This window comes from Brevundimonas sp. GW456-12-10-14-LB3 (genome assembly GCF_059424365.1).
In genome coordinates this window covers 15,571-38,702 of record NZ_JBWKZJ010000029.1, presented here as the reverse complement: position 1 = coordinate 38,702, position 23,132 = coordinate 15,571, and the positions used below count along the sequence as shown (strand labels likewise).

The 23,132-nt window shown below is 65.7% G+C and carries 24 protein-coding genes; 13 read left to right on the top strand and 11 right to left on the bottom strand.

The window, feature by feature from the left end:
* The first annotated feature begins 10 nt into the window (after window positions 1-10).
* From AC07XS_RS11820 to AC07XS_RS11795, 6 genes are all read left to right on the top strand, one after another.
* Window positions 11-127 (top strand): hypothetical protein, encoded by a 117-nt coding sequence (locus AC07XS_RS11820; RefSeq protein ID WP_494732672.1) that lies wholly within the window; start codon window positions 11-13, stop codon window positions 125-127.
* Between the two features lie 157 nt (window positions 128-284).
* Window positions 285-1,775 carry a DGQHR domain-containing protein gene (locus tag AC07XS_RS11815; RefSeq protein WP_182714533.1) on the top strand — a complete coding sequence of 497 codons (1,491 nt, stop codon included), beginning with the start codon at window positions 285-287 and terminating at the stop codon, window positions 1,773-1,775.
* A gap of 33 nt (window positions 1,776-1,808) precedes the next feature.
* On the top strand, window positions 1,809-3,098 hold the full coding sequence (locus tag AC07XS_RS11810) for a hypothetical protein (RefSeq protein WP_182714534.1): 1,290 nt from the start codon (window positions 1,809-1,811) through the stop codon (window positions 3,096-3,098).
* Entirely contained in the window at window positions 3,095-4,228 is a 1,134-nt protein-coding gene (locus AC07XS_RS11805) for an adenine methyltransferase (protein ID WP_156314144.1), read from the top strand. Before AC07XS_RS11810 ends, AC07XS_RS11805 begins: the two co-directional genes overlap by 4 nt.
* Before the next feature lie 160 nt (window positions 4,229-4,388).
* On the top strand, window positions 4,389-4,709 hold the full coding sequence (locus AC07XS_RS11800) for a 2Fe-2S iron-sulfur cluster-binding protein (RefSeq protein ID WP_054764560.1): 321 nt from the start codon (window positions 4,389-4,391) through the stop codon (window positions 4,707-4,709).
* Window positions 4,710-4,808: 99 nt separating this feature from the next.
* A complete protein-coding gene (locus AC07XS_RS11795) occupies window positions 4,809-5,156 on the top strand; it encodes a PilZ domain-containing protein (protein WP_152949368.1) in 348 nt (115 codons plus the stop codon).
* Between the two features lie 2 nt (window positions 5,157-5,158).
* Here the strand turns inward: AC07XS_RS11795 and AC07XS_RS11790 are convergent, their stop codons facing one another.
* Window positions 5,159-6,019 (bottom strand): haloacid dehalogenase-like hydrolase, encoded by an 861-nt coding sequence (locus AC07XS_RS11790; protein ID WP_054764558.1) that lies wholly within the window; start codon window positions 6,017-6,019, stop codon window positions 5,159-5,161.
* A gap of 42 nt (window positions 6,020-6,061) precedes the next feature.
* Window positions 6,062-6,589 carry a hypothetical protein gene (locus AC07XS_RS11785; RefSeq protein ID WP_321208091.1) on the bottom strand — a complete coding sequence of 176 codons (528 nt, stop codon included), beginning with the start codon at window positions 6,587-6,589 and terminating at the stop codon, window positions 6,062-6,064.
* A 109-nt stretch (window positions 6,590-6,698) separates the two neighbouring features.
* Between AC07XS_RS11785 and coaBC the strand changes: the two genes are divergently transcribed.
* Together coaBC and dut are read left to right on the top strand one after the other, a co-directional pair.
* Entirely contained in the window at window positions 6,699-7,922 is a 1,224-nt protein-coding gene (gene coaBC / locus AC07XS_RS11780) for a bifunctional phosphopantothenoylcysteine decarboxylase/phosphopantothenate--cysteine ligase CoaBC (RefSeq protein ID WP_182714535.1), read from the top strand.
* A complete protein-coding gene (gene dut, locus AC07XS_RS11775; protein WP_182714536.1) occupies window positions 7,919-8,377 on the top strand; it encodes a dUTP diphosphatase in 459 nt (152 codons plus the stop codon). Before coaBC ends, dut begins: the two co-directional genes overlap by 4 nt.
* A gap of 86 nt (window positions 8,378-8,463) precedes the next feature.
* On the opposite strand, the gene AC07XS_RS11770 is transcribed toward dut, so the two are convergent.
* The 4 genes from AC07XS_RS11770 to AC07XS_RS11755 all read right to left on the bottom strand — a co-directional run bounded on the left by AC07XS_RS11770 (window position 8,464) and on the right by AC07XS_RS11755 (window position 12,767).
* Window positions 8,464-10,191, bottom strand: a complete 1,728-nt coding sequence (locus AC07XS_RS11770; protein ID WP_182714537.1) for an ATP-binding protein — start codon at window positions 10,189-10,191, stop codon at window positions 8,464-8,466.
* A 103-nt stretch (window positions 10,192-10,294) separates the two neighbouring features.
* Window positions 10,295-11,512, bottom strand: a complete 1,218-nt coding sequence (gene fabB, locus AC07XS_RS11765; protein ID WP_152949364.1) for a beta-ketoacyl-ACP synthase I — start codon at window positions 11,510-11,512, stop codon at window positions 10,295-10,297.
* A 66-nt stretch (window positions 11,513-11,578) separates the two neighbouring features.
* The gene (gene fabA / locus AC07XS_RS11760; RefSeq protein WP_152949363.1) at window positions 11,579-12,115 is read right to left on the bottom strand and encodes a 3-hydroxyacyl-[acyl-carrier-protein] dehydratase FabA; all 537 of its coding nucleotides are present in this window, start codon (window positions 12,113-12,115) and stop codon (window positions 11,579-11,581) included.
* Between the two features lie 79 nt (window positions 12,116-12,194).
* Entirely contained in the window at window positions 12,195-12,767 is a 573-nt protein-coding gene (locus AC07XS_RS11755) for an SH3 domain-containing protein (RefSeq protein WP_224761158.1), read from the bottom strand.
* Window positions 12,768-12,830: 63 nt separating this feature from the next.
* Here AC07XS_RS11755 and AC07XS_RS11750 point away from each other — a divergent pair, with 63 nt between their 5' ends.
* Window positions 12,831-13,817, top strand: coding sequence for a 2-hydroxyacid dehydrogenase (locus tag AC07XS_RS11750; RefSeq protein WP_054764551.1), 987 nt, complete (start codon window positions 12,831-12,833; stop codon window positions 13,815-13,817).
* 116 nt (window positions 13,818-13,933) lie between these two features.
* Complete coding sequence (locus AC07XS_RS11745; RefSeq protein WP_054764550.1) at window positions 13,934-14,185, top strand: hypothetical protein; 252 nt, start codon at window positions 13,934-13,936, stop codon at window positions 14,183-14,185.
* Window positions 14,186-14,195: 10 nt separating this feature from the next.
* Here the strand turns inward: AC07XS_RS11745 and AC07XS_RS11740 are convergent, their stop codons facing one another.
* Together AC07XS_RS11740 and AC07XS_RS11735 are read right to left on the bottom strand one after the other, a co-directional pair.
* A complete protein-coding gene (locus tag AC07XS_RS11740) occupies window positions 14,196-14,933 on the bottom strand; it encodes a HesA/MoeB/ThiF family protein (RefSeq protein WP_054764549.1) in 738 nt (245 codons plus the stop codon).
* A 51-nt stretch (window positions 14,934-14,984) separates the two neighbouring features.
* Window positions 14,985-15,404: a BLUF domain-containing protein gene (locus tag AC07XS_RS11735; protein ID WP_182714538.1), complete on the bottom strand. Its 420-nt coding sequence runs from the start codon at window positions 15,402-15,404 to the stop codon at window positions 14,985-14,987.
* Between the two features lie 237 nt (window positions 15,405-15,641).
* On the opposite strand from AC07XS_RS11735, the gene hslV reads away from it, so the two are divergent.
* On the top strand, window positions 15,642-16,196 hold the full coding sequence (gene hslV / locus AC07XS_RS11730; RefSeq protein WP_152949360.1) for an ATP-dependent protease subunit HslV: 555 nt from the start codon (window positions 15,642-15,644) through the stop codon (window positions 16,194-16,196).
* 10 nt (window positions 16,197-16,206) lie between these two features.
* On the opposite strand, the gene AC07XS_RS11725 is transcribed toward hslV, so the two are convergent.
* Window positions 16,207-16,788: a peptidase S14 gene (locus tag AC07XS_RS11725; RefSeq protein WP_152949359.1), complete on the bottom strand. Its 582-nt coding sequence runs from the start codon at window positions 16,786-16,788 to the stop codon at window positions 16,207-16,209.
* The gene (locus AC07XS_RS11720) at window positions 16,785-17,012 is read right to left on the bottom strand and encodes a hypothetical protein (RefSeq protein WP_231681395.1); all 228 of its coding nucleotides are present in this window, start codon (window positions 17,010-17,012) and stop codon (window positions 16,785-16,787) included. The genes AC07XS_RS11725 and AC07XS_RS11720 overlap by 4 nt, the downstream gene beginning before the upstream one ends.
* Window positions 17,013-17,139: 127 nt before the next feature.
* Here AC07XS_RS11720 and hisS point away from each other — a divergent pair, with 127 nt between their 5' ends.
* A complete protein-coding gene (hisS, locus tag AC07XS_RS11715; RefSeq protein WP_182714539.1) occupies window positions 17,140-18,627 on the top strand; it encodes a histidine--tRNA ligase in 1,488 nt (495 codons plus the stop codon).
* Window positions 18,628-18,996: 369 nt separating this feature from the next.
* On the opposite strand, the gene AC07XS_RS11710 is transcribed toward hisS, so the two are convergent.
* Window positions 18,997-21,117, bottom strand: coding sequence for a M13-type metalloendopeptidase (locus AC07XS_RS11710; protein WP_182714540.1), 2,121 nt, complete (start codon window positions 21,115-21,117; stop codon window positions 18,997-18,999).
* A gap of 156 nt (window positions 21,118-21,273) precedes the next feature.
* Here AC07XS_RS11710 and AC07XS_RS11705 point away from each other — a divergent pair, with 156 nt between their 5' ends.
* Window positions 21,274-23,109, top strand: coding sequence for a cation:proton antiporter domain-containing protein (locus AC07XS_RS11705; RefSeq protein ID WP_054764543.1), 1,836 nt, complete (start codon window positions 21,274-21,276; stop codon window positions 23,107-23,109).
* Window positions 23,110-23,132 lie beyond the last annotated feature (23 nt).

Sequence of the window (23,132 nt, the reverse complement as noted above, 5' to 3'; positions counted from 1 at the left end):
CCTCTACCCCCTGACCCCCGCCGACCTGACCGCCGCCGACGCCTATGAGGGCGAGGCCTATCGCCGGGTGCGCGTGACGACGGAGGCGGGCGTGGGGGCGTGGGTGTATGTGGCGGCGGAGGAGTGAGGGTGGGATTGCGCCAGATTCGGCCATTCACAAGAGCCCCCAAGGCTAAAAATTCAGCGTAGTGTCGTTGGACGTTGAGCACGCTTTGTCGTCAAAGTTAATGGGGTGGCAACCCGTGCGGGTGCTGCTAAAAAGCTTGCTAGTCTGAGGGGGAGCAATGAAAGAACCGCACACGGTAACCGCGCGCGTGCCGGTTATCCGCTTTAAGCAATGGTTGGAACAGTGGGACACGTTTCCTTATGGAGACGCCGCCCCCCGCCGCAAGCCGGACCAGTTCATGCTCATGTTCGCGATGCCGGCCGCGCAGCTTAGGCAACTCTGCGACGTGTATCGGCGCAGCCATGATCATGGTGGTCCTGAGGGTATCCAACGAGCTCGAGACGAAGCCCGGACTGCTCGCATCCGTGAATACGTGAAGTTCGGCTATCCCTACGGTGACCTGAAAGAACCGCAGCGCACCACGGACATGCTGGGACTTCGGAAGCCCGGTTGGCTACCCACTGCTATCGTGGTCAATATTCTCCGGCCAGATGATGAGCGCCGCGGGCGGAAACTCGCGGACCGACATGCAGTCGCGTTGACCGAACAGAACGGCAATTTCTTCCTTCAGATTCCAGACCAGACAGATCTCGACGAAGAAACCAGTCTCGCGCCGTTTGAAGTAATCGATGGCCAACATCGCCTTTGGGCATTCGACCCCGCGACTGGTGACCAAGAAATTCCCGACGACTTCTCATTTCCAGTGGTCGCCTTTGTCGGCTTGGACATCGCGTGGCAAGCGTACCTATTCTGGTCGATCAACGTATCGCCGAAGCGGATCAACCCCAGCCACGCCTTCGATCTTTATCCGCTCTTGCGAGGGGAGGATTGGCTTGATCGTGTCGGTGAACTCACGGTTTATCGAGAAGCGCGTGCCCAAGAGCTAACCTCAATACTCCAGTCCCACCCTGCCAGTCCTTGGATGGACCGCATCAACATGCTTGGCGAGAAGGGCGCAGGCACGGTTAGCCAGGCCGCTTGGATTAGAGCATTGCTCGCGACGCTGATGGCAACCGGGAGAGGCACCGGTCGAAGGGGGCTGTTTAGCGCTCCTATCTTGCCAGCAGATGAACCTCTTGAATGGTCTCGCGCACAACAAGCAGCGTTCGTGATCGAACTTGGGCGGCTGTTCATAGCTGAGGTTAAAGAGGGCGAAACAAAACACGCGTGGATCCGTGCATTTGGCGACGCTGAAAAGGCCTTGGCTGATCGGCGAAATCTTCTGAACCAAGACATGGGTATACGCGCGCTGCTCGGCGTCGCGAACGAGATCTTTTTCCGAAAGGCCTCCGATTGGAGGTTGGACGTTTGGCGAGAGTCACGGGTCGAAAACCCGGAAACTAGCCTTGATGACGTTACCGAGGCACTGGGTTCAATCCAGAAGGCACATTTCCACGGCTACATGGTCAGTCTGGCCAACGAACTCGCAAGCGCAGACTGGAGATCGTTTGACGGACCAGGATTAGAAAAGGAGCAAAAGGATCAGAAGCGGATCTATCGAGGTAGCGGAGGTTATGTCGCGCTCAGGAATGACACCCTAGAGACGCTTGCACAAAGCGAGGGCCCAATCGCTGTGATTGCTTCCGTCGTTTTGAGCGAACTGGAATAGCTAGTGAGCTCAATATCTGCAGCTTCGCTCGCCTTGGCTGATCGCGCTCATGTTATGGCGGCGATGGCCCAGTTCGGCGGCAAACCGATTACGCAATGGCTGGATCCGACCAAACCCGGTTACGACGGTGCGCTGCCCAAGCGTTGGCCCGAGTTTCAGGCCTTGGCCCCTGATCAGATCATCAAAATCTTAGCAGCGTCGGCACCAAACCACTGCATGGACGGCTGGTCATATGTTTCCAGATCGTTATCCGCGCTGCTATCGGGCGACCCCCACGCTGCACGCCACCTCGCTTATTATGCTCAGTTGAGAGCAGCGCTCAGCCTTCTCGCAAATTTGGGTGTCGGTGTAGTTGACGGCATCAACTTCGCCGTTGATGCTGAGGGAGCGATCATTCCGCTCGAGCCTAAGGCGGATGGCTCGCCTCCCGCGAAACGAGGCGAAGGGACGCACACGGCAGTCTGGGACTCCTTGGAGACTTGGAGTGCCAACCCGGTTTTGGCAGCGTCTTTCCTTCAACTGGTCCGGATACAAGGCGCGTCGCTCCATGACATTCTGAAGGAAATTTGGCCCGGATATGCGCCGGAAGCTGTCGCGTCTGGTCTGATCGCCAGTTGGGGTGCGGACCTCAAGCAAGGCCGCGATGACAAGCTGTCTCGCAACCGATCAAGCTACTATCCGACCGCCCTCAACAGTCTTCCGAATGCACCCGAAGAGCACATCGATTTCGTCGATAATTTTTGGGATCTGTTCCAACCGGCCGGGGCAAGTCAGTTTGACCGCGTTGATGCGTACCTAATTCGCCGTCTACTTCAGAGCCTCCACAATTTAGCTCACGATGGAATTGACTATCTCGCGGGCCAAATTGGAAAGGAATACGAACGCCTCCCAGCTCAAATCCAGGCTATCGTTCCGAAAGCCTTCTTGGCGATCCCGGAAGTTGATGATCGCCCGCTCATAATCTCCTTAGCGTTGAGATCAGGACCACAAGCGGGCCCGACGGAAATGCTTTCTCGGGCACTGCTTCTGTTGCGCCTCGCAACGGCATTTACGCATTCAAACATGGTTGATGCGGGTCTTCCTGTCGCAGAAGGTGCCCTACGTCCCTGGCTGGATGACATAGCGGTGGCCAGAGGATTTTGGCCATCAGCTGCGCCTCTCGATTTCTTGGGTGACCTTTGGCTCGACGTCGAGTACGAGCTCGTCGATTTTATGGACCTCAAGGCCGGTGTCGGTTCGGGAGGCTGGCTAAGCAGGGCGGCGAAGCGAATGCCAATTGTGTCAGAGGCAGAGCGCATCGGATTGTGGAGTTTAACCGCTTGAAGTACATGGGCTCAAAACGGTCCATGCTCTTGAACGGCCTCGGGGAAGTAATCGCCTCTAGCGCCCCAAAAGCAGTAGGATTTGCCGATCTTTTTACAGGGTCGGGAACCGTTGCCTGCCATGTTGCCGAGCGATTTTCTGTGCCAGTTCTGGCTGGTGACCTCCAGAAGTTCGCCGTTGCGCTTGCAGACAGCGTTGTCGGGCGGGTGTCAGCAGTTGATTCCGACAATTGGATCGACGGCTGGTTTTCTGAAGCTCGCATGTTCGCAGAACGATCAAGTTCTTGGAAAGAGGCGATAAGGATTCAGTCGCGTCTGGCCACCGGCGACATTGGCGGCCTTGCAGATGAAAGCCGAGAGCTGTGTCGTACCCATGAGCGACCCTTTTGCAGGGCCTACGGCGGCTGGTATTTTTCGCCTGCTCAAGCGCTTATCCTAGACGGGCTACGAGCCTCTTTGCCCCCGCAGGCCGACTTATCAAAGGTCGGCCTGGGTGCACTTATCTCAGCCGCAAGCACCTGTGCAGCGGCACCGGGACACACCGCTCAACCGTTTAAAGCCAACGAGACGGCAGGCCCCTTTCTTCGCGAAGCATGGCGAAAGGACCCGTTGAGCTCGGTGAGCCGTGTAGCGTCCGAGCTGGGACAGCGGTATGCTCTAACTTTGGGACAAAGTTCCATTGGCCCGGCTGCTGCGCATTCTCGAAAGCTCTCCGAGGGTTGGCTCGCCTTCCTAGATCCACCCTATTCAAGCGTGCACTACAGCCGCTTTTATCATGTGCTTGAAAGCCTAGCGCGGGGCACGGTCGGTGACGTGTCGGGAAGCGGTCGGTATCCAGCTCCTTCCGAACGTCCGGCATCCGACTTCAGCATTCCCACGAAAGCGCCTTCCGCATTCTCATCGCTGTTCGCCGAACTAGCTTCGGTAGGGGCGGATGCGATTGTAACATTTCCGGCTAACGGAGCGTCGACCGGTATTTCAGGCGACGATCTTCGAGATCTGGCTTCGGTTCACTACAGTATTGTCGAGGAAAAAGTTTCAAGCCGGATGTCGACCTTAGGTGGAAATCGCACCCACCGCGCTGCTCGACAGAATACCGTCGAGCTAATCTTGAGACTTTCCCCGCGTTAAGAGAGCCTGCTGTAGGGTACATTGTCCCCGCGTTCGCGCCGAAAGCGAACGCTTCGACCCGCCGCTATGCGTGAGGTTCCGTCTCATGCACTCCGCTTCAAAGGTCCTGCCCCTTTCCATACTCCCTTGCACCATCGCCCCGGCTTGATATGAGCGGCGCATGGCCAGCATCACCTATATCGAGCATGACGGAACCGAGCACGTGGTCGACGTGAAACCGGGGCTGTCCGTCATGGAGGGCGCGATCCGGAACAATGTGCCGGGGATTGATGCGGATTGCGGCGGGGCCTGCGCCTGCGCCACCTGCCATGTCTATGTCGACGAGGCCTGGCGCGAGGCGACGGGCAAACCCTCGGCCATGGAGGAGTCGATGCTGGACTTCGCCGAGGAGGTCGAGCCCAACAGCCGGCTGTCGTGCCAGATCCGGGTGTCGGAGGCGCTGGACGGCCTGGTCGTGCGCTTGCCGCAGAACCAGCACTGAGAACCCGCCCCAAGACCCCGTACTGAGGTCAGGCCGCCCGGCGCCTTTGTCGTCGGCGCGCGTTGCAGGACGGCAGTGTTTCCAAGGCCGAGTTTCCCCATGCGTCTGTTCGGATCCAAGCCCGCCCTGCCCGCCGATCGACGCGGCGAGGCTCGTCGCACCGTCAATGCGCGCGGCGTGGTCAGCGCGGCGGGGCTGGAGACGGTCTGCGTCATCGTCGATCTGTCGGACACGGGAATGCGGCTGAGGCTGGACCGCAGCGCGGCCCTGCCGGCCCAGGTGGTGGTGATCGATGTGGCCGAGGGCCTGGCCTATGAGGCGACCCTGGTCTGGCAAAAGGGGCAGGAGGCGGGTCTGAAACAGACGGGCGCCAAATCCCTGCGCGGCCTGGCGCCCGCCCGGCTGGCCGGGGCGCGCGACGCCTGGGTGAGGGCCGGGGGCCGCTAGGCCTACATCCCCGCCGGCATGGCCCCGGCGTTGATGGCGATCCGGCCGATCAGCCCCTTGACGATCAGGTCCAGGGCCGAGCCCTCGCGATAGTCGGCGGCGGCGACGAAATTGACCCGATCCTCCGAGATCAGGGAATAGACCTTCTTCTGGTCCTTCTCGTTCGAGCGCGGGTCATAGACGGCGATCGAAAAGCCGCCCTTGGTGTGCATCATCTTCATGGTCGGCACGTCCGTGTCGCCGTCGCCGATGAAGATCATCCGGTCGAAGGGGACCGGCCGCTGGTCGTCGGGGATGAAGTGGTTGATCCGCTCGTGCTCCCAGTGGTTCTTCACCCCCTTGTTGATGCGGAACAGATACTGGGTCTTGGTGGTGTAGTTGACGCCGACCGCCGGCCAGGCCGCCTCGCCCTTTTCGTCATAGACATAGTGGGAGGCGAAGACGTGGGTCAGGGCGGGCCGGATCGGCGTGCCGTCGATCATCTCCTCCAGCCCGGCCGAGACGATATAGTGTTCGATCTCCAGCCCGTATCGGGCGCCGAAGGCGTTCATCCGGTCGAACCAGCTGAGGTCCTTCAGACCTTCGAACAGGGCCACCGCCTCGCCGTGGCGACGCAGGGTCTCGCGCGTCACCGGGGCGCCGTTCTGGCGCGCATGGTGCAGCATCAGCTGCATGTACATCAGTATGCCGTCGCCGTCGGCGTCCTTGGTCAGGGCCTCGGCCTCGCCCCAGAAGGCGCCGACGTCCATGCCCACCGAGGGGATGAAGCTGACCTCCTGCATGTTGCCGCGCGCCAGGGTGCCGTCGAAATCATAGATCAGGGCGGTCTTGAGCGGGGGCGCGGCAGAGGGGGCGTCGGCCATGGGCGAGGTCCGGAAGAGCGGCAGGGAACCCCGCCCTCTATATCAGCCGGCCTCCTGCGTCGATCTCCGCCTCTGACCGAAGGTCGGGGCCGCCGCCTTCTGCTCGGCCCAATAGTCGGCCCCGGTGGTCGGTTTGAACATGGTGCGGGGCGTGCCGTCCTTGGCCACCACGGCGAAGGTGTTGGTCGAGGCCTGATAGATCAGGGTGTCGCCGTTCGGCCGTTTCACCGTCTCGGCGTCGCCGGGCGGCCGGGTGGTGAAGGCGGTCACCTTGTCCAGATAGGCTTCGGCCGAGGCCGCGCCGAAATCGGCGCCGTTGCGCGCATAGAGGCGGGCGATCTTGGCGTCCACCGTTTCCCGGCGGCTGGCGGTCAAAACCGGCTTGGCCGTTTCCGCCGCAGTCGCCTCGACCGGCGCGGACGACGGATCGCCGGCCCCGACGGGCGCCGACGCCGTTCGATCGCGCGTCTGCACCGCCGAACTGTTGTCGCAGCCCGCCAGACCCATGAGGCCGCACAGCATCAAGCCAAACGAGACCGAAACGGCCCCTCTCATCCTCAGCGCGATCATTTTCCCCTCCGATACCCGCTGAAGGCGACGTAAGCACAACTCGATTGTTCGCACAATGTTCTTTTTCGATCGTCTCGACGCCGTCGCCTGAGACCGCTAGAGCGGGGCCATGGACATGCGCGCGCTTACCGACCGAAAGGTGCTGCTGATCGTCGGCGGCGGCATAGCGGCCTATAAGGCGCTGGAGCTGGTGCGTCTGATCGCCAAGGCGGGCGGCGAAACCCGGGTGATCCTGACCGAAGCGGGGGCCGAGTTCGTCACCCCCCTGTCCCTGGCGGCGCTCAGCGGCCATCCGGTGCGGTCCGGCCTGTTCCATCCGGACGACGAGACCAGCATGGGCCATATCGAGCTGTCGCGCTGGGCCGATCTGATCGTCGTGGCGCCGGCGACGGCCGGGCTGATCGCCAAGGCGGCCAATGGAATCGCCGACGACCTGGCCTCCACCACATTGATCGCCACGGACAAGCGGGTGCTGCTGGCGCCGGCCATGAATGTGCGGATGTGGGAGCATCCGGCGGTCCAGGCCAATATGGAACGGCTGAAAAGCTTCCCCGGCTTCCACGGCGTGGCCGTGGTGGGGCCCGACGCGGGCGAGATGGCCTGCGGCGAGTATGGACCCGGCCGAATGGCTGAGCCGGCGGCCATAGTGGAGGCGATCCAGAACCTGCTGACGGGCCCCAGACCTTTATCCGGACGAAGGGCGGTGGTCACGGCCGGCCCCACCTTCGAACCGATCGACCCTGTGCGCGGCCTGACCAATCGCTCCAGCGGCAAACAGGGCTACGCCGTCGCCGCCGCCCTGGCCCAGCGGGGGGCGGAGGTGACGCTGGTGTCCGGCCCCACGGCCCTGTCCGCTCCGCCCGGCGTCACTCGGATCGAGGTGGAAAGCGCCCTGGAGATGCAGTCGGCGACGCAAGCCGCCCTGCCGGCCGACATCGCCGTTCTGTCGGCCGCCGTGGCCGACTGGCGGGTGGACACCGTCGCCGGGGGCAAGATCAAGAAGGGGCCGGGCGGGCCGCCGACCCTGGCCCTGATCGAGAACCCGGACATTCTGGCCGGGGTCGCCGCGCCGGGACCGAACCGGCCCGCCCTGGTCATCGGCTTCGCCGCCGAGACCACCGATCTCGAGGCCAACGCCCGCGCCAAATTGTCGAGGAAGGGCTGCGACTGGATCGTCGGTAACGACGTCTCGGACGAGGTGTTCGGATCCGACGGCAACGCCGTTCTGCTGGTCACGGCCAAGGGCGCCGAGGCCTGGCCCCGCCAATCCAAGACCGCCGTCGCCGCCGCCCTGGCCGACCGTATCGCCGACCACTTCAAGAGCGCCCAATGACCGACGCCGTCTCCGTTCAGATCCTGCGCCTGCCCCACGCAGAGGGCCTGCCCCTGCCCGCCTATGAGACGGCCGGGTCGGCGGGCATGGACCTGCGCGCCGCCGTGCCCGAGGATCAGCCCCTGACCCTGGCGCCGGGCCGGCGCGCCCTGGTGCCCACGGGGCTGAAGATCGCCCTGCCCATGGGCTATGAGGCCCAGGTCCGCGCCCGCTCGGGCCTGGCCCTGAAGCACGGGATCATCTGCCCCAATGCGCCGGGCACGATCGACAGCGACTATCGCGGCGAGTGCGGCGTCATCCTGGCCAATATCGGCGATGAAGACTTCGTCATTCGCCGGGGCGAACGCATCGCCCAGCTGGTGATCGCCAAACACGAACGGGCGGACTGGATCGAAGTCGAGACCCTGGACGACACCGCGCGGGGCGCGGGGGGGTTCGGATCGACGGGGCGGTAGGGCTCACCTGAAGGCGGGACCACGGCCTCAGGCCGGCCTTGTCGGAGACGGCGCCGCCCCGGCGCGCTGATCCGATTGCGCGCCGCTCAGGCCGTCGCGGCCAAGGCGGCCTCGCCTCGCACGGCCGCCTCCAGCGCCGAGGCGAGGCGCGCCGGGTCGATCGGCTTGGTGACGAAGTCGTCCACCCCCACCGTCGCCCAAGCCGCGCGATGGGTCTCCAGGGCGTTGGCCGTCAGGGCGATGACCGGCGTGCCGGCATTGGGCCCGTCCGAGCGAATGGCCCGCGTCGCCGTCAATCCGTCCATAACCGGCATCTGCATGTCCATCAGAATGGCGTCGAACCGGCGCAGGGCCGCCGCCTCCACAGCCTCCTGACCGTTTTCGGCGAAGGTCAGGACACACCCCATGGGCTCGAGCAGCAGGGTCACGATCCGACGATTCACGGGGTGATCGTCCACCGCCAGAATGTCCAGCCCGTGTGCGAAGGTCGAGGGTGCGCTGACCGCCAGGGTCGCCGAGGGGGCGGCGGCGATCCCCATCGGCAGATCGACCGTGAAGATCGAGCCTTCTCCCAATCGACTTTCGACCGACACGGACCCGCCCATCAGCTGGGCCAGTTTGCAGGTGATGGCCAGGCCGAGGCCTGAGCCCCCGTGCCGGCGCGTCACCCCCGCGTCGACCTGTTCGAACACGTCGAAGACATAGGGCAGGCGGTCGTCGGGAATACCGCATCCGGTATCGGTCACCGCGACGGTCAACCGGCCCAGGGCGGCGTTCCAGCGGGCGCGGACCTCGATCCGTCCCGTCGCCGTGAACTTGACGGCGTTCGAGACGAGATTGAACAGGATCTGTTGCAGCCGCAGCGGATCGGTCCGCACGTGGCGCGGCAGATCGTCAGGCAGGGAGACCTCAAAGGCGACGCCGGCGGCCTGCGCCTTGGGCGCCCACATCCGCTCGAGAGCCTTCAGCTTGTCCACCAGATCGACGGGCGCCTCTTCCAGCTCCATCTTTCCGGCCTCGATCTTCGAAAAGTCGAGAACGTCGTTCAACAGGCCGATCAGAACCTCGCTGGCGTCCTTGAGCATCACCACGTGCTCTTTCTGCGCCGGATCGAGCTGGGACCGTTCCAACAGATTGGCCGAAGTGACCACCGCATTCATGGGGGTGCGGATTTCGTGGCTGACCACGGCGAGGAAGTCGGATTTGGCGGCGCTGGCCACCTCGGCCCTGCGGCGCTCCTCCTGAGCGCGGTCGTTGGCGATCTGAATGGCGCGGTTGGTCTGTGAACTCTGCCGCACCGCGACCAGCAGATGGGTCATGTACAGGACGCAACCCACGGCCACGAGAAGATCGGTAGGCTGGCCCAGGACATAGCCGTGGATGACGGGCAGGGCCAGAAAATAAACGACGGGCGGCGTGGCGGCGCTGATGAGGATTTCACGCTCATGATAGAGGTGTATGGTCACATGAAGCAGCGCCCCTGCGATTAGGATGCTGCCGAACACCATCTGGGACCCACCCCCGTCCGCCCACAGATAGGCGGCGATGGCGGAATAGAAGACGCTGTTGACGAACAGGCTGATGCAGGCGGCGATCCTGAGCCCCCGCGAGGGCGTTCCCCCTCCCAGCCTGCGGATGGCGCCGAAGACGATCCAGTCGGCCGACTGTCCGGCGAAGACCAGCGCCAGCCAGATCGCCGGCCATTTCGATGGCGCTAGCGCCCAGACGGTGCAGGCGATGAAGACGGCGAAGCCGACCCTGACCTTAATCTCGCGTTGCCTGGCCTCGGCGATCCGTGCGTAACGCGCGTGCATTCTTGTGTTTCTCCCGGCCTGCAGCATGCACGGGATTCCCTAACCGCGGCTTTCGCCGGGCCGAGGGACACTACCTAGGGTCGGAGGGTCGCCCCTGCGCGTCTCACACCTTGGACAGGATCAGGGTCCCGTTGGTGCCGCCGAAGCCGAAGCTGTTGGACATGACGTGGGTCAGCTCGCCCTCGTGGCGCTGACGCAGGATCGGCATGCCCTCGAAGGCCGGATCAAGGGTCTCGATATGGGCGCTCTCGGCGGCGAAACCGTTCTGCATCATCAAGAGGCAGTAGATGGCCTCTTGAGCGCCCGCCGCGCCGAGCGAGTGGCCCGTCAGGGACTTGGTTGAGGAGATCATCGGCATCTGATCGCCGAAGACGGCGCGCACGGCCTCCATTTCCTTCGAATCCCCGACCGGGGTCGAGGTGCCGTGCGGGTTCAGATAGTCGATCTTCGGATTGCCGGCCTGTTCCAGCGCGATCTTCATGCAGCGCTGGGCACCCTCGCCCGAGGGGGCGACCATGTCATAACCGTCGGAATTGGCGCCATAGCCGGTGACCTCGGCATAGATGGTCGCGCCGCGCGCCTTGGCCCGCTCGTATTCCTCCAGCACCACTATGCCGGCGCCGCCGGCGATGACGAAGCCGTCGCGGTTGACGTCATAGGCGCGCGAGGCGACCGAGGGGGTCTCGTTGAAGTTCGACGACATGGCGCCCATGGCGTCGAACATGTTCGACATGGACCAGTCGATGTCCTCGCAGCCGCCGGCGAAGACCACGTCCTGCTTGCCCCACTGGATCTGTTCGACCCCGGCGCCGATGCAGTGGGCGGAGGTCGCGCAGGCTGAGCTGATCGAATAGTTGACGCCGCGCATCTGGAACCAGGTCGACAGCACGGCCGAGGGGCCTGAGGCCATGGCCTTGGGCACGGCGAACGGTCCGATCCGCTTGGGCGAGGTCTTTTCCACCGTGGTGGCGGCGGCCTGAAGAATGACCTGGGTCGAGGGGCCGCCCTCGCCGACGATCAGGCCGATGCGGTCGTCCCGGATTTCCTCGGCCGTCATGCCCGACGACTTCAGCGCCTCTTCGAAGGCGATATGGCCCCAGGCCGTGCCGTTGGCCAGGAAGCGGGCGGCGCGGCGGTCCACCAGTTCCTCCCACGGGCCGATCTTGGGCGGGGCCCAGACCTGGCTGCGGAAGCCGTATTTGGCGTGATCAGGCGCATGGACGACGCCCGAACGGGCTTCGCGCAGGGACTGGGTCACCTCTTCGGCGCCGTGGCCGATGGAAGAGACGATGCCCAGGCCGGTGACGACGACACGACGCATGGTGTTTCCTTACTCTAGCTTCTCGACCCTGGGGGTCTTCCGCGCTGTCCGCGGTTATATAGGTGTTCAGGCGCCCGCCTGCTCGTCCTTGGCGGCGCCGAAGAGTCCCACCCGCATGTCATTGCAGGTGTAGATGACCTCGCCGTCGGCCTCCAGCACGCCGTCGGCTATGCCCATGACCAGTTTGCGATTGATCACCCGTTTCAGGTCGATCTTGTACACGACCTTCTTGATGTCCGGCGTCACCTGGCCGGTGAACTTGACTTCGCCGACGCCGAGCGCTCGGCCGCGGCCGGGCCCGCCGATCCAGCCCAGATAGAAGCCGACCAGCTGCCACATGGCGTCCAGACCCAGGCAGCCGGGCATGACCGGATCGCCGATGAAGTGACACTGGAAAAACCAGAGGTCGGGATGGATATCCAGCTCGGCCTCCACATAGCCCTTGCCGTGGGCGCCGCCGTCGGCCGTGATCTGGGTGATCCGATCGAACATCAGCATAGGCGGCGCAGGCAGTTGGGCGTTGCCGGGACCGAACAGTTCGCCGCGCCCGGAGGCGAGAAGGGCCTCGTGATCGAAGGACGAGGGATATTGGGACTGGGTCAAGGCGATTCCGTCAGGTCTGCTGTTGCCTGCGGGTTACACGACCGCGCCGCTTCGCTCAACAGCGGCGGTCATCGACCCTTCAGCCTCGACCGGTTCCCGCAGGCCGGTTGGCGTTGCATAGCGCGCGTTGCTGGACGCCGAAGACGGCCCTTTCCTGAATCCAGCCGCGCAGGCGGCGCGCCCGCACCCGGCACCAGCCGTCCTCACATTCGTCCAGCGACACCAGGGACCGGGGCGACAGGCGCGCACGGACCGCCGAGGCCTGGGACTTGCCGGCGTGGATCATCACCTCTTCGGCCGAGGTGTTGAAGACATAGCGGCGGCCGGAAGAGACGGTGCGGTGAATCCAGGCCACGGCCCCGTCCGGATCGCAGATCTTTCGCCATTCGGTCGTCTCGGCGATCACCTGGACCGGCAGGCCGGCGGCGCGATACTCCCACAGGATCGGATAATCCAGCCCCGGCCCCTGGCGGGCGCGGACGTGGGAGGACTTCAGCGAGATCCAGCGCGGCACCTCCAGCCCCGTCGGGGTGGGGCGCCCATCGGGCATGGTCGCGCCGGCGCCGGCCATCACCCCCAGGCCCAGAACGGCCAGGGCGACGGCGGTGCGGCGTCGCAGGCTTTGGAAGATGGCGGCGGCTTTGCTAGACACAGTTGGAACGACCCGTCGCGCGGGCTTCGATCCTGAACCATCGCCCGCTAACCAAGGCCCGCAATGTCCGTTCGCAAGCTTAAGGTCGTATTAACCAGACGCCTGCCGGACGCGGTCGAAACGCGGATGCGCGAACTGTTCGACGCCGAGCTGAACCTTAAGGACCAGCCGATGGACCGGGCGGCGCTGGAGGCGGCGGTTCAGCGGGCGGAGGTCCTGGCGCCCACCATCACCGACCTCATTGACGCAGACCTGATCAACGGCGCCGGCGAACAGCTGAAGATGATCGCCAACTTCGGCGCCGGGGTCGACCATATCGACGTCGAGGCGGCCGTGGCGCGCGGCATCATCGTCACCAATACGCCCGGCGTCCTGACCGAGGATACGGCCGACCTGGCCATGAGCCTGATCCTGGCCGTCAGCCGCCGCATCGTCGAAGGGGCCCAGGTGGTGGCCGAAGGCCGTTTCGAGGGCTGGACCCCGACCTGGATGTGCGGGCGCAAGCTGTGGGGCAAGCGGCTGGGGATCGTCGGCATGGGCCGGATCGGCCAGGCCCTGGCCCGTCGCGCCAAGGCCTTCGGCCTGCAGGTGCATTATCACAATCGCAAGCCCGTCTCGGACCTGATCGCCGAGGAGCTGGGCGCCACCTATTGGGACGACCTGGACCAGATGCTGGCGCGGATGGACATCGTCTCCTTGAACTGTCCAGCCACACGGGAGACCCATCATCTTCTGTCGGCCGAACGCCTGGCGCGGCTGCAGCCCCATGCCATCCTGATCAACACCGCGCGCGGCGAACTGATCGAAGAGGCGGCTCTGGCCCAGGCGGTGGCGGCGCGGGCGATCGCCGGCGTGGGCCTGGATGTATTCGAACATGAGCCGGCCATCCATCCGGGCCTGATGGGCCATCCCAACGTCGTCCTCCTGCCCCACCTCGGTTCGGCGACGCTGGAGGCGCGCCAGGACATGGGCGACCGGGTCATCGCCAATGTCATGACCTTCCAGAACGGCCATCGCCCGCCCGACCGGGTCATTCCGGCGATGCTTTAGGACCTGCGATTTCACAGGACTGTCGGGGGGGCCTCACACCCCTGTCGAAAACGCCGATCACTGGAGGAACCGCCGCGATCAGGGATCGTTTCGGCGGCCTGTAAGGGAAGCGTGCGTTGGACTCCTACTATTGTATCGTCAACCTGCCGGGTGTTCCGGTGCGTGACATCTGCGTTCTGAAGGCCGAGGACGATCGCGCCGCCGACCGGGCCCTGGCCGATGTGGCGGCGACTTGGCCGGGATTCGAAACTCTTTGCCTCTATTGCGGCGAGCGGCTGGTGACGGTGCTCAGCAATCCTGCCCTGGGCTTCGCCGCTCCCCTGCCCGAGTTGGCCCTGGACGACGTGCGGTTCGAAACCGCCGCCTGAGTCGGACAAATCAGCCGCCGCAAACCGGGCATGCGGGATCAGGCGCGATCCGCACCGTTCGCGCCGTTCCCGCCAGGCCGTCATAGATCAGCAGCCGCCCCTGAAGGCTCTGACCCGCGCCTACGATCCATTTGATCGTCTCCAGGGCGGCCATCGAACCGATCACCCCCGCCAGGGCGCCGACGACCCCCACGCGCGCGCAGGTCTCCGCATCCGGCGGAACCTCGGGCGTCAGGCACTGATAGCAGGGCCGACCCGCAAACACCCCCACCTGACCGCTCCACCGACCCAGGGCGCCCGAGACCAGGGGCTTGCCCGCCGCCACACAGGCGGCGTTGACCGTATGGCGCGTGGCGAAGTCGTCGGTCCCGTCCAGAACCAGATCGAAGTCGGCGATCAGGCGCGCTGCGTTTTCGGGCGTCAGACGTTCGGCGAAGGTCTGGATCGCGACATGCGGATTGAGGCCGGCCAATCGGTCCCGCGCCGCCTCCACCTTGGCCCGACCCACGTCGGCGGTGGCGAAAAGGATCTGACGCTGAAGATTGGACAGGGCCACGACGTCGTCGTCGATCAGGCCCAACGTCCCGACGCCCGCCGCCGCCAGATAGAGGGCGGCCGGCGCTCCGACCCCGCCCGCGCCGACGACCAGGACGCGGGCGCGCTTCAGCGCCTGCTGCCCCGGCCCTCCGACCTCGGCCAGCACCAGATGGCGGGCGTAGCGTTCCACTTCATCGTCAGAAAAGGCCATGCCCGTCTCTAGACCGTCGGCGAGGGCGGTGGAATGGCGCGTGCGGCCCCGTCAGCGCGTCCCGTCGAGGGCCAGACGGGCGTCGGCGATCACCTGATCCACTTCGAAGGCCACTTCCGACAGGGGCCGCGTCCCGGCCAATCGGGCCAAGGTCGGTTCAAGACTGGGCAGGGGGTCGATCTGGGCCATGGCCCATTGCGGAAAGAGACGCCGATCCACCGGCGTATCGACCAGGATCCGAATATTCTGATGACGGCGGTCGGCCGCCAGCCGGCCCATCAACCGCTCCAGATCAACCCGCTCGCCTTCCAGCAGCTGGAAAAATCGGTCCTGATGCCGCAGCAGGAAACCGGTCACGTGGTCGCGCCGGTTGTTCCGATCCGAAGCCCCGATGATGTCGATCAGGGGCAGAAGCCCGGCGCCCGCGTCGCCCACGGCGTCGCTGACATAGAAGATGCGGAACAAACTCATAGGGTACTCATACGCTTAACAACTCGACCGACGAAAATGGCTCTAGGAGCGAGAGGGTTAACGAAGCCCCCTTGGTTCGACCCATCGCACACTGCGGCCGGCGCCGCCCTCGCTTAGGTTAAGGCTGACGGACGCCGGAACCTCTGCGGTAGCCAGGTAAGGCCAAGGAAATGTGACACACCCCTCACCAGGCGAACGAGGCTTGATCGCGACGGGCCGCCGCTCCATCTGCGGACCATGACCCAATCCAATTTTCCCGACTGGCACGGCACCACAATACTGGCGGTTCGCAAAAACGGCCGCACGGTGATCGCCGGCGACGGTCAGGTCTCGATGGGACCGACCATCGTCAAGGGCGCGGCGCGAAAGGTGCGGACCCTGGCCGGCGGCAAGGTTCTGGCGGGGTTCGCCGGGGCGACGGCCGACGCCTTCACCCTGATCGAACGCCTGGAGGCCAAGCTGGAGCAGTACCCGGACCAGCTCGCCCGGGCCTGCGTCGATCTGGCCAAGGACTGGCGCACAGACCGCTATCTGCGGCGGCTGGAGGCCATGCTGCTGGTGGCGGACAAGACGTCGATCTTCACCGTCACCGGCGTGGGCGACGTGCTGGAGCCGGAGCATGGGGTCGCGGCCGTCGGTTCGGGCGGCAACTACGCCCTGTCGGCGGCCCGCGCCCTGATCGAGGAAACCGATCTGGACGCCGAGGCGATCGCCCGCAAGGCCATGAAGATCGCCGCCGAAATCTGCGTCTACACCAACGGCAATCTGACGGTGGAGACCCTGGGGGACTGACGCCGCGGGGTCACAGCACGCCGGCGACCAGGCCGAGGGCCTTCGCCTCCTGAGCCTCGATGTACCAGTTCTCCGGCGCGCGCCGCAGCACCTCGTCCATGGTGACGGCGCTGCCGCGCACCAGGTTCTCGAACCCTTCGTTCTGAATGGCGATGGAGTGCTCAAGCTCGTTCAACATCGCCTTGACCGAGGCGATGCAGGTGGTCAGCGGCCCGGCGATATGGAGCGTCTTGTCCATCTTTCGCTCATGGATCATCACCCGAGCGCCGCGCGTCAGATAGCGGTTCTCCACCGCAAAAAAGCTCATGAAGGTCGCGCCGGCCGAATAGATGGCGGCCTTGCCCAGAAAGACCAGCCGGCGCGCGGGATTGATGTCGCTCTGAAACCGCACGTCCTCGCCCATCATCCGCGCCACCTCCGGATCGCCGCCCAGGGTGGACAGTTCGATCACCACCAGGCCGCTGTCGGGCGCCTGGGTCAGTCGGTCGCGGAACCGGTCGTACATGGCGTAGTCTACGGCGCCGGCCAGAAGGATGCGCGGGGTGTCGAAGGCCGAGGCGTCGAGCGGACCCGAGGGGGCGGCGCCGATCATCGCGCGTCCTGGATGTCGGCGTCATCCACCGGATAGCCTTCGGACGAGGCCCAGGACTTGGCCTCGTCCAGCGAAAAGAAGGCCCGGTTGCGCAGACGACGCGCGCCCTGGTCGTCGACCAGTTCGCACTCATACCACCGGATGGTTCGCCGGTCGGAGGTTCTGCAGGTCCGCGTGAAGACGAGGGCGTGGGGGATCATGGCGCTGAAACGGCGACGGCCCACGCCTGTTCCGTCTGTGTAGGCGTTTTTCCTTTAAGGTCAGTATATTGCACAGGCTGAGGCAAAGACGGCGCCGCCACTCGGCGCCGGAGCATTTGCGCCGCGCCGCCCCTTGGCTTAAGCGCCCGGCATGACCGACGCCCCTCCTCGCCCCCTCGCCCGCAATCCACGCGGTTTCGCCGACAAGCGCGGCCGCGACCTGACCGCCGAACGCCGCATCGTGGCGCGCGTGTCGGAAGTCTATGAGCGCTGGGGCTTCGAGCCGCTGGAGACGCCGGCCTTCGAATACGCCGACGCCTTGGGCAAGTTCCTGCCTGACGCCGACCGGCCCAATGAGGGGGTGTTCGCCCTTCAGGACGATGCGGGTTCGGACGAGCCGGGCGAGTGGATGGCCCTGCGTTACGATCACACCGCCCCCCTGGCCCGGTTCGCCGCCCAGACCTGGGAGACCCTGCCCAAGCCGTTCCGCCGCTACGCCTATGGGCCGGTGTGGCGAAACGAAAAGCCGGGTCCGGGCCGGTTCCGCGAGTTCTGGCAGTGCGACGCCGACACCGTCGGCTCGGACCGGCCCGAGGCCGACGCCGAGATCATCGCCATGGCCTGCGAAGGCCTGGGCGCCGCCGGCCTGGACGCGGGCCAGGCCCAGATCCGCGTCTCAAACAGAAAACTGTTCGACGGCCTGTTCGACGCGGGGGGCGTGACCGAGGCCGGCCAGAGGCTGACGGCCCTGCGCGCCATCGACAAGTTCGACCGACTGGGCTGGGAAGGCGTGGTCCAGCTGCTGGGCGAAGGGCGACTGGACGAGTCCGGCGACTACACCAAGGGCGCCAATCTGCCCGCAAAGGTGACGGGCGCAATCGAGGCCTTCCTGGCGTCCGCCAACACGCCCGGCCTGTCCCGGGCAGAGACCTTGGAGGCGGTGGCCCGGTCCGGCGACCTGGGGGCGGCGGGCGAGGCGGCGCTGAACGAGCTGGCGGCGATCGACCGGGCGCTGAACGCCATGTCGGCGGGCCAGAACGCCGTGAAGTTCGACCCCACCATCGTGCGGGGCCTTGAATATTACACCGGCGCCGTCTTCGAGGCGGAGCTGTTGCTGGAGACGACCGACGACAAGGGCCGCCCGGTGCGGTTCGGCTCCATCGGCGGCGGCGGCCGATACGACGACCTGGTGGCGCGCTTCACCGGCCAGAGCACCCCGGCGACCGGCTTCTCCTTCGGGGTCTCGCGCCTCGCCTCCGCCCTGCGCGCGGCCGGACGCGGCGCGGAGGACGCCGTGCGCGGGCCGGTCGTGGTCATCGTCTTCTCTGAAGAGGACATGGCCCACTATCTGACGGCCGTTGCCGAACTGCGCGGCGCGGGGATCGCGGCCGAACTCTATCTGGGACGGGCCGGGATGAAGGCCCAGATGAAATACGCCGACCGCCGCGGATCGCCTGCGGTCGTCATCCTGGGCGGGGACGAGATCGCCGCCGGCGAGGTCACGATCAAGGATCTGGACGCCGGGCGCGCCGCCGCCGCCGCCATCGCCGACAATGACGCCTGGAAGGCGCAACGGCCGGGGCAAATGCGTGTCGCCCGAACGGGGCTGGTCGGCGCCCTTCGGGCCATTATCGAATAAGCTTCGATAAATAACTCTGGGCAGGGTTAGTTATCGACGATAAGTCGAAGAAAGTTCGATTCCGTCCGAGAAGCCCGTTGACGACCTCGGCGGGGTTGCGTCAAATGAACTCACTCGAGGGCAAGCGTTGCTCAAGCGCGCAGCACTCGAAGGCGTTTCGGGGAGGAAACGTCCGCTCTTTAAAGAGCGCGAAAGCCCGCTGCGATGTATCCCCCGCAGCGGGCTTTTTCGCGTCTGGAGTCCAGGCCGACATCGAAATTCGGAGAAACTGTCGCGGCCACCGACAAATTTTCAGTCTGATGTGTCCAAGGGCTCATGAAAAAAGGCCGGGGCGAACCCCGGCCTTTTCCCGTTTTGCGATCCGGCGACCTACCAGATGCGGACGCGCTCTTCCGGCGTCAGATAGTATTTGGTTCCCGGCTGGACGTCGAAGGCGTCGTACCAGGCGTCGACGTTGCGCAGCGGGCCGATGACCCGGAACTGGGCGGCCGAGTGGGGATCGGTGGCGACCTGCTGCTTCAGGGCCTCGTCGCGATATTTTGACTGCCAGACCTGGGCCCAGCCGTAGAAGAAGCGCTGATCGCCGGTCGTGCCGTCCAGCACCGGGGCGGGCCGGCCGTTCAGCGACAGGTGATAGGCCTCAAGACCCACGGCCACGCCCGAGGCGTCGCCGATGTTCTCGCCCATCGTCAGGCCCGGATTGATCTTATAGCCGGCGATCGGCTCATAGGTGGCGTACTGGGCGCCCAGACGGGCGGTCAGGGCCTCGAACTTGGCCTTGTCCTCGGCCGTCCACCAGTTGCGCAGCACGCCGTCGCCGTCGGACTTGGAGCCCTGGTCGTCGAAGCCGTGGCCGATCTCGTGGCCGATCACCCCGCCGATGCCGCCGTAGTTGACCGCCGGATCGCCGTTCGGATCGAAGAAGGGCGGCTGAAGGATGGCGGCCGGGAAGACGATCTCGTTATTGGCCGAGTTATAGTAGGCGTTGACCGTCTGAGGCGTCATGCCCCACTCGGACTTGTCGACCGGCTCGTCCAGACGGGCGAGATCGTAGTTCCATTCGAACAGGCCGCGGCGTTCGGCGTTGCCGACCAGGTCGTCGGCGCGGATCTCCAGACCCGAATAGTCGCGCCACTTGTCGGGATAGCCGATCTTGACGGTGAATTTGCGCAGCTTCTCCTGCGCGGCCGCCTTGGTCTCGTCGCCCATCCAGGTCAGGTTGTCGATCCGGTGCGACAGGGCCGTGCGCAGATTTGCGACCAGCTCTTCCATCTTGGCCTTGGATTCGGCCGGGAAGTACTGGGCGACATAGAGCCGGCCCGTCGCCTCGCCCAGCGAACCCTCGGCGAAGGAGATGGCCCGCTTCTCGCGGGTGCGCTGCTCGGGCTGGCCCGACAGGTCGCGGGCGCGGAAGCCCCACTGGGCGTCCGAGAACCGCTTGGACAGCAGGGGCGCCATGTCGTCGGCGGTGTGGAAGGCTTCCCAGGCCTGGAGCAGTTCGACCGGCGTCTCGGCGTAGATGGCCGCGATCTTGGGCATGGCCGTGTTCTGACGCACGATCAGGCGCGGAACGCCGCCCAGCTTGGCCGCGTCGAAATAGGACTGCCAGGCGAAGCCCGGCGCGTCTTCAGCCAAGCGAGCGATGGTGTATTCGTTGTAGGTGCGGTCGCGGTTGCGGTTCTCGACCGGGCTCCAGTGGGCCTCGGCGATCTTGGTCTCCAGGGCGACGATCTGGGCGGCGGTCTCGGTCGGATTGGCCCAGCCGATCATGCCCAGCATGTCGGCGACATAGGCCTGGTACTTCTCTTTCTTGTCGGCGTAGCGGGCGTCCAGATAATAGTCGCGGTTCGGCAGGCCGATGCCCGACTGACCGGTGGAGACGACGTAGCGCGTCGGCTGTTTGGCGTCGATGGTGATGCCGCTGCCGAAGAAGGAGCCGCCGAAACGGCCGACCGTCTGGCCCATGTAGACGGCCATCTTCTCATGACTGTCGGCGGCGCGGATGGCGGCCAGATAGGGCTGCAGCGGCTGGGCGTCCAGCTGTTCGATCCGCGCCTCGTCGATGTAGGAGCGATAGGCGTCAGCCACCTTGGCCTCGTCGGAGCCGGGCGTCAGATCGGTGCGCGCGGCCAGGCCCAGCACCAGCTCCTTCATCCGGTTGTCGGACAGTTCGCGCAGCAGGGCGAAGGAGCCGTAGCTGGTGCGGTCCGATGGGATGACGATCTTGTCGATCGCGGTCCCGTTGGCGTAGCGGAAGAAGTCGTCGCCCGGCTTCACCGAGGTGTCGCGGCCGGCCATGTCGAAGCCCCAGGTCCCGTACTTGGGCGCCTGGGTTCCCTGCCAGCCGGCGGCCGTCTCTTCGCCCGAAAAGAGCGAGACGATCGAGCAGGTTTCGTCCAGGCAGGCGTGGTCGTGATCGACGTCCTGGGCCAGGGCGGCGGCCGGCAGCAGAAGGGCGCCGACCGCGGCCCCGATAAGCAGTCTTTTCATCACTCTATCCTCGGTTCCACCCCCCACGGGCGGGTCGGAGCGGACCCTAGACCCGACGCGGGGCCTGTCGCCTTAAAAAAAGTTCATGAAAGCGCCGCGACCTCTCGCCACAGGCGCCGGTTCCGGGTCACATGCCGACCAGAGCTCGGAGGGCGAATGCAGACGCACGGCGGCGACTATAAGGATCTGGTGGTGTTTCTGGCGGCCGCCGGGGTCATGGTGCCCCTGGTCAATCGTCTGAAGATCAGCCCCGTCCTGGGTTTCCTGGCCGCAGGGGTGGTGCTGGGCCCCGACGGCCTGGCGCGCTTCGCCGACCGGCTGCCCTGGCTGTCCTATTTCACCATCAGCGACCCCGGCCAGCTGGCCCAGCTGTCGGAGCTGGGAGTCGCCTTCCTGCTGTTCATGATCGGGCTGGAGCTGTCGTGGGAACGGCTGCGGGCCCTGCGACGGCTGGTGTTCGGCCTGGGGCTGATGCAGGTGGCGGCCTGCACCCTGGTGCTGGCGGGCCTGTTCATGCTGCTCGGCCAAAGCCTGGTCAGCGCGGCCGTCCTGGGCATGGGCCTGGCCCTGTCGTCGACGGCGGTGGTGATGCCGGTTCTGGCCGAGGGCGGACGGTTGAAGACCAGTGTCGGCCGATCCACCTTCGCCGTCCTGCTGGCTCAGGACCTGGCCGTGGCCCCCATTCTGATCACCGTCAGCGTGATGGCGGCCCTGGCCCAGGGCGGGGGAACGCTGGACCCCGCCGTCCTGGGCCGCGCCCTGTTCACCCTGGTCCCGGCGGCGATGGGCCTGGGCCTTCTGGTGCTGCTGGGCCGGGTGGTGCTGCGGCCCATGTTCCGGTCGGTGGCGCGGGCGCGCAAGGCGGCCCAGGGCGGGGAGCTGTTCGTCGCCGCCAGCCTGCTGGTGGTGGTGGGCGCCGGCCTGGCGGCCCAGGCGGTCGGCCTGTCGATGAGCATCGGCGCCCTGGTCGCCGGGGTGCTGCTGGCCGAAACCGAGTTCCGGCGCGAGGTGGAGGTGTCGATCGAGCCCTTCAAGGGCCTGCTGCTGGGGGTCTTCTTCGTCGGGGTGGGGCTGGGGCTGGACCTGGGCGCGGTGGCGGCCGATCCGGTCCTGCTGTTCGGCCTGGCCCTGGCCGTCACAGTGGTCAAGACCGGCGTCATCTTCGCCCTGGCCCGGCTGTGGGGCATGGGCGCCCGGCCCGCCCTGGAGACGGCCCTGGTGCTGGCGCCGGCGGGCGAGTTCGCCTTCGTCGTCTTCGCCACCGGCATGGTGGAGGGCATCGCCCCGCCCGCCCTGACCAGCACAGTGGCCCTGTCGGCGACCCTGAGCATCTTCTCCATCCCGCTTCTGGCCCTGCTGGGCCAGAGGCTGTCGCGCGCCAAGGCCCCCGACCGCCCGACCACGCCAGAGGGCGCCGCGCCGCCGGAACAGGCGGACGGGGCGGTGATCGTCGTCGGCTTCGGCCGCGTCGGCCGCCTGATCGGCGAATTGCTGAAGGCGCACGACCAGCCCTTCATCGCCCTGGACACGGACGCTGCGGCCGTGGCGGCGGGGCGTCGGGACGGGTTCGACGTCTTCTACGGCGACGCCGGCCGGCCCGAGATGCTGTCCCATTGCGGGGTTCAGACCACCCGCGCCCTGATCGTCACCATGGACGCGCCGGGCAAGGTTGATGAGGTGGTGACGGCGGCCCGCGCCCTGCGCGAGGATCTGATCCTGATCGCCCGTGCGCGCGACGACCAACATGCGGCGCGCCTGTACGCCCTGGGCGTGACGGACGCGGTGCCGGAGACGACCGAGGCCAGTTTGCAGTTGGCCGAGAACACCCTGGTCGATCTGGGCGTGCCCATGGGCCGGGTCCTGGTCTCCATCCATGAGAAGCGCGAACAATTCCGCAAAGCCTTCCAGGCCGCCATGCCCGCAGGAGGACGCAGTAGAACCACCCGCGCGTTGAGAATGTCCCAAATCAATACAGCCAAGCTTGAAAGTTAACCTTGAATATTCTCTCGCCTCAC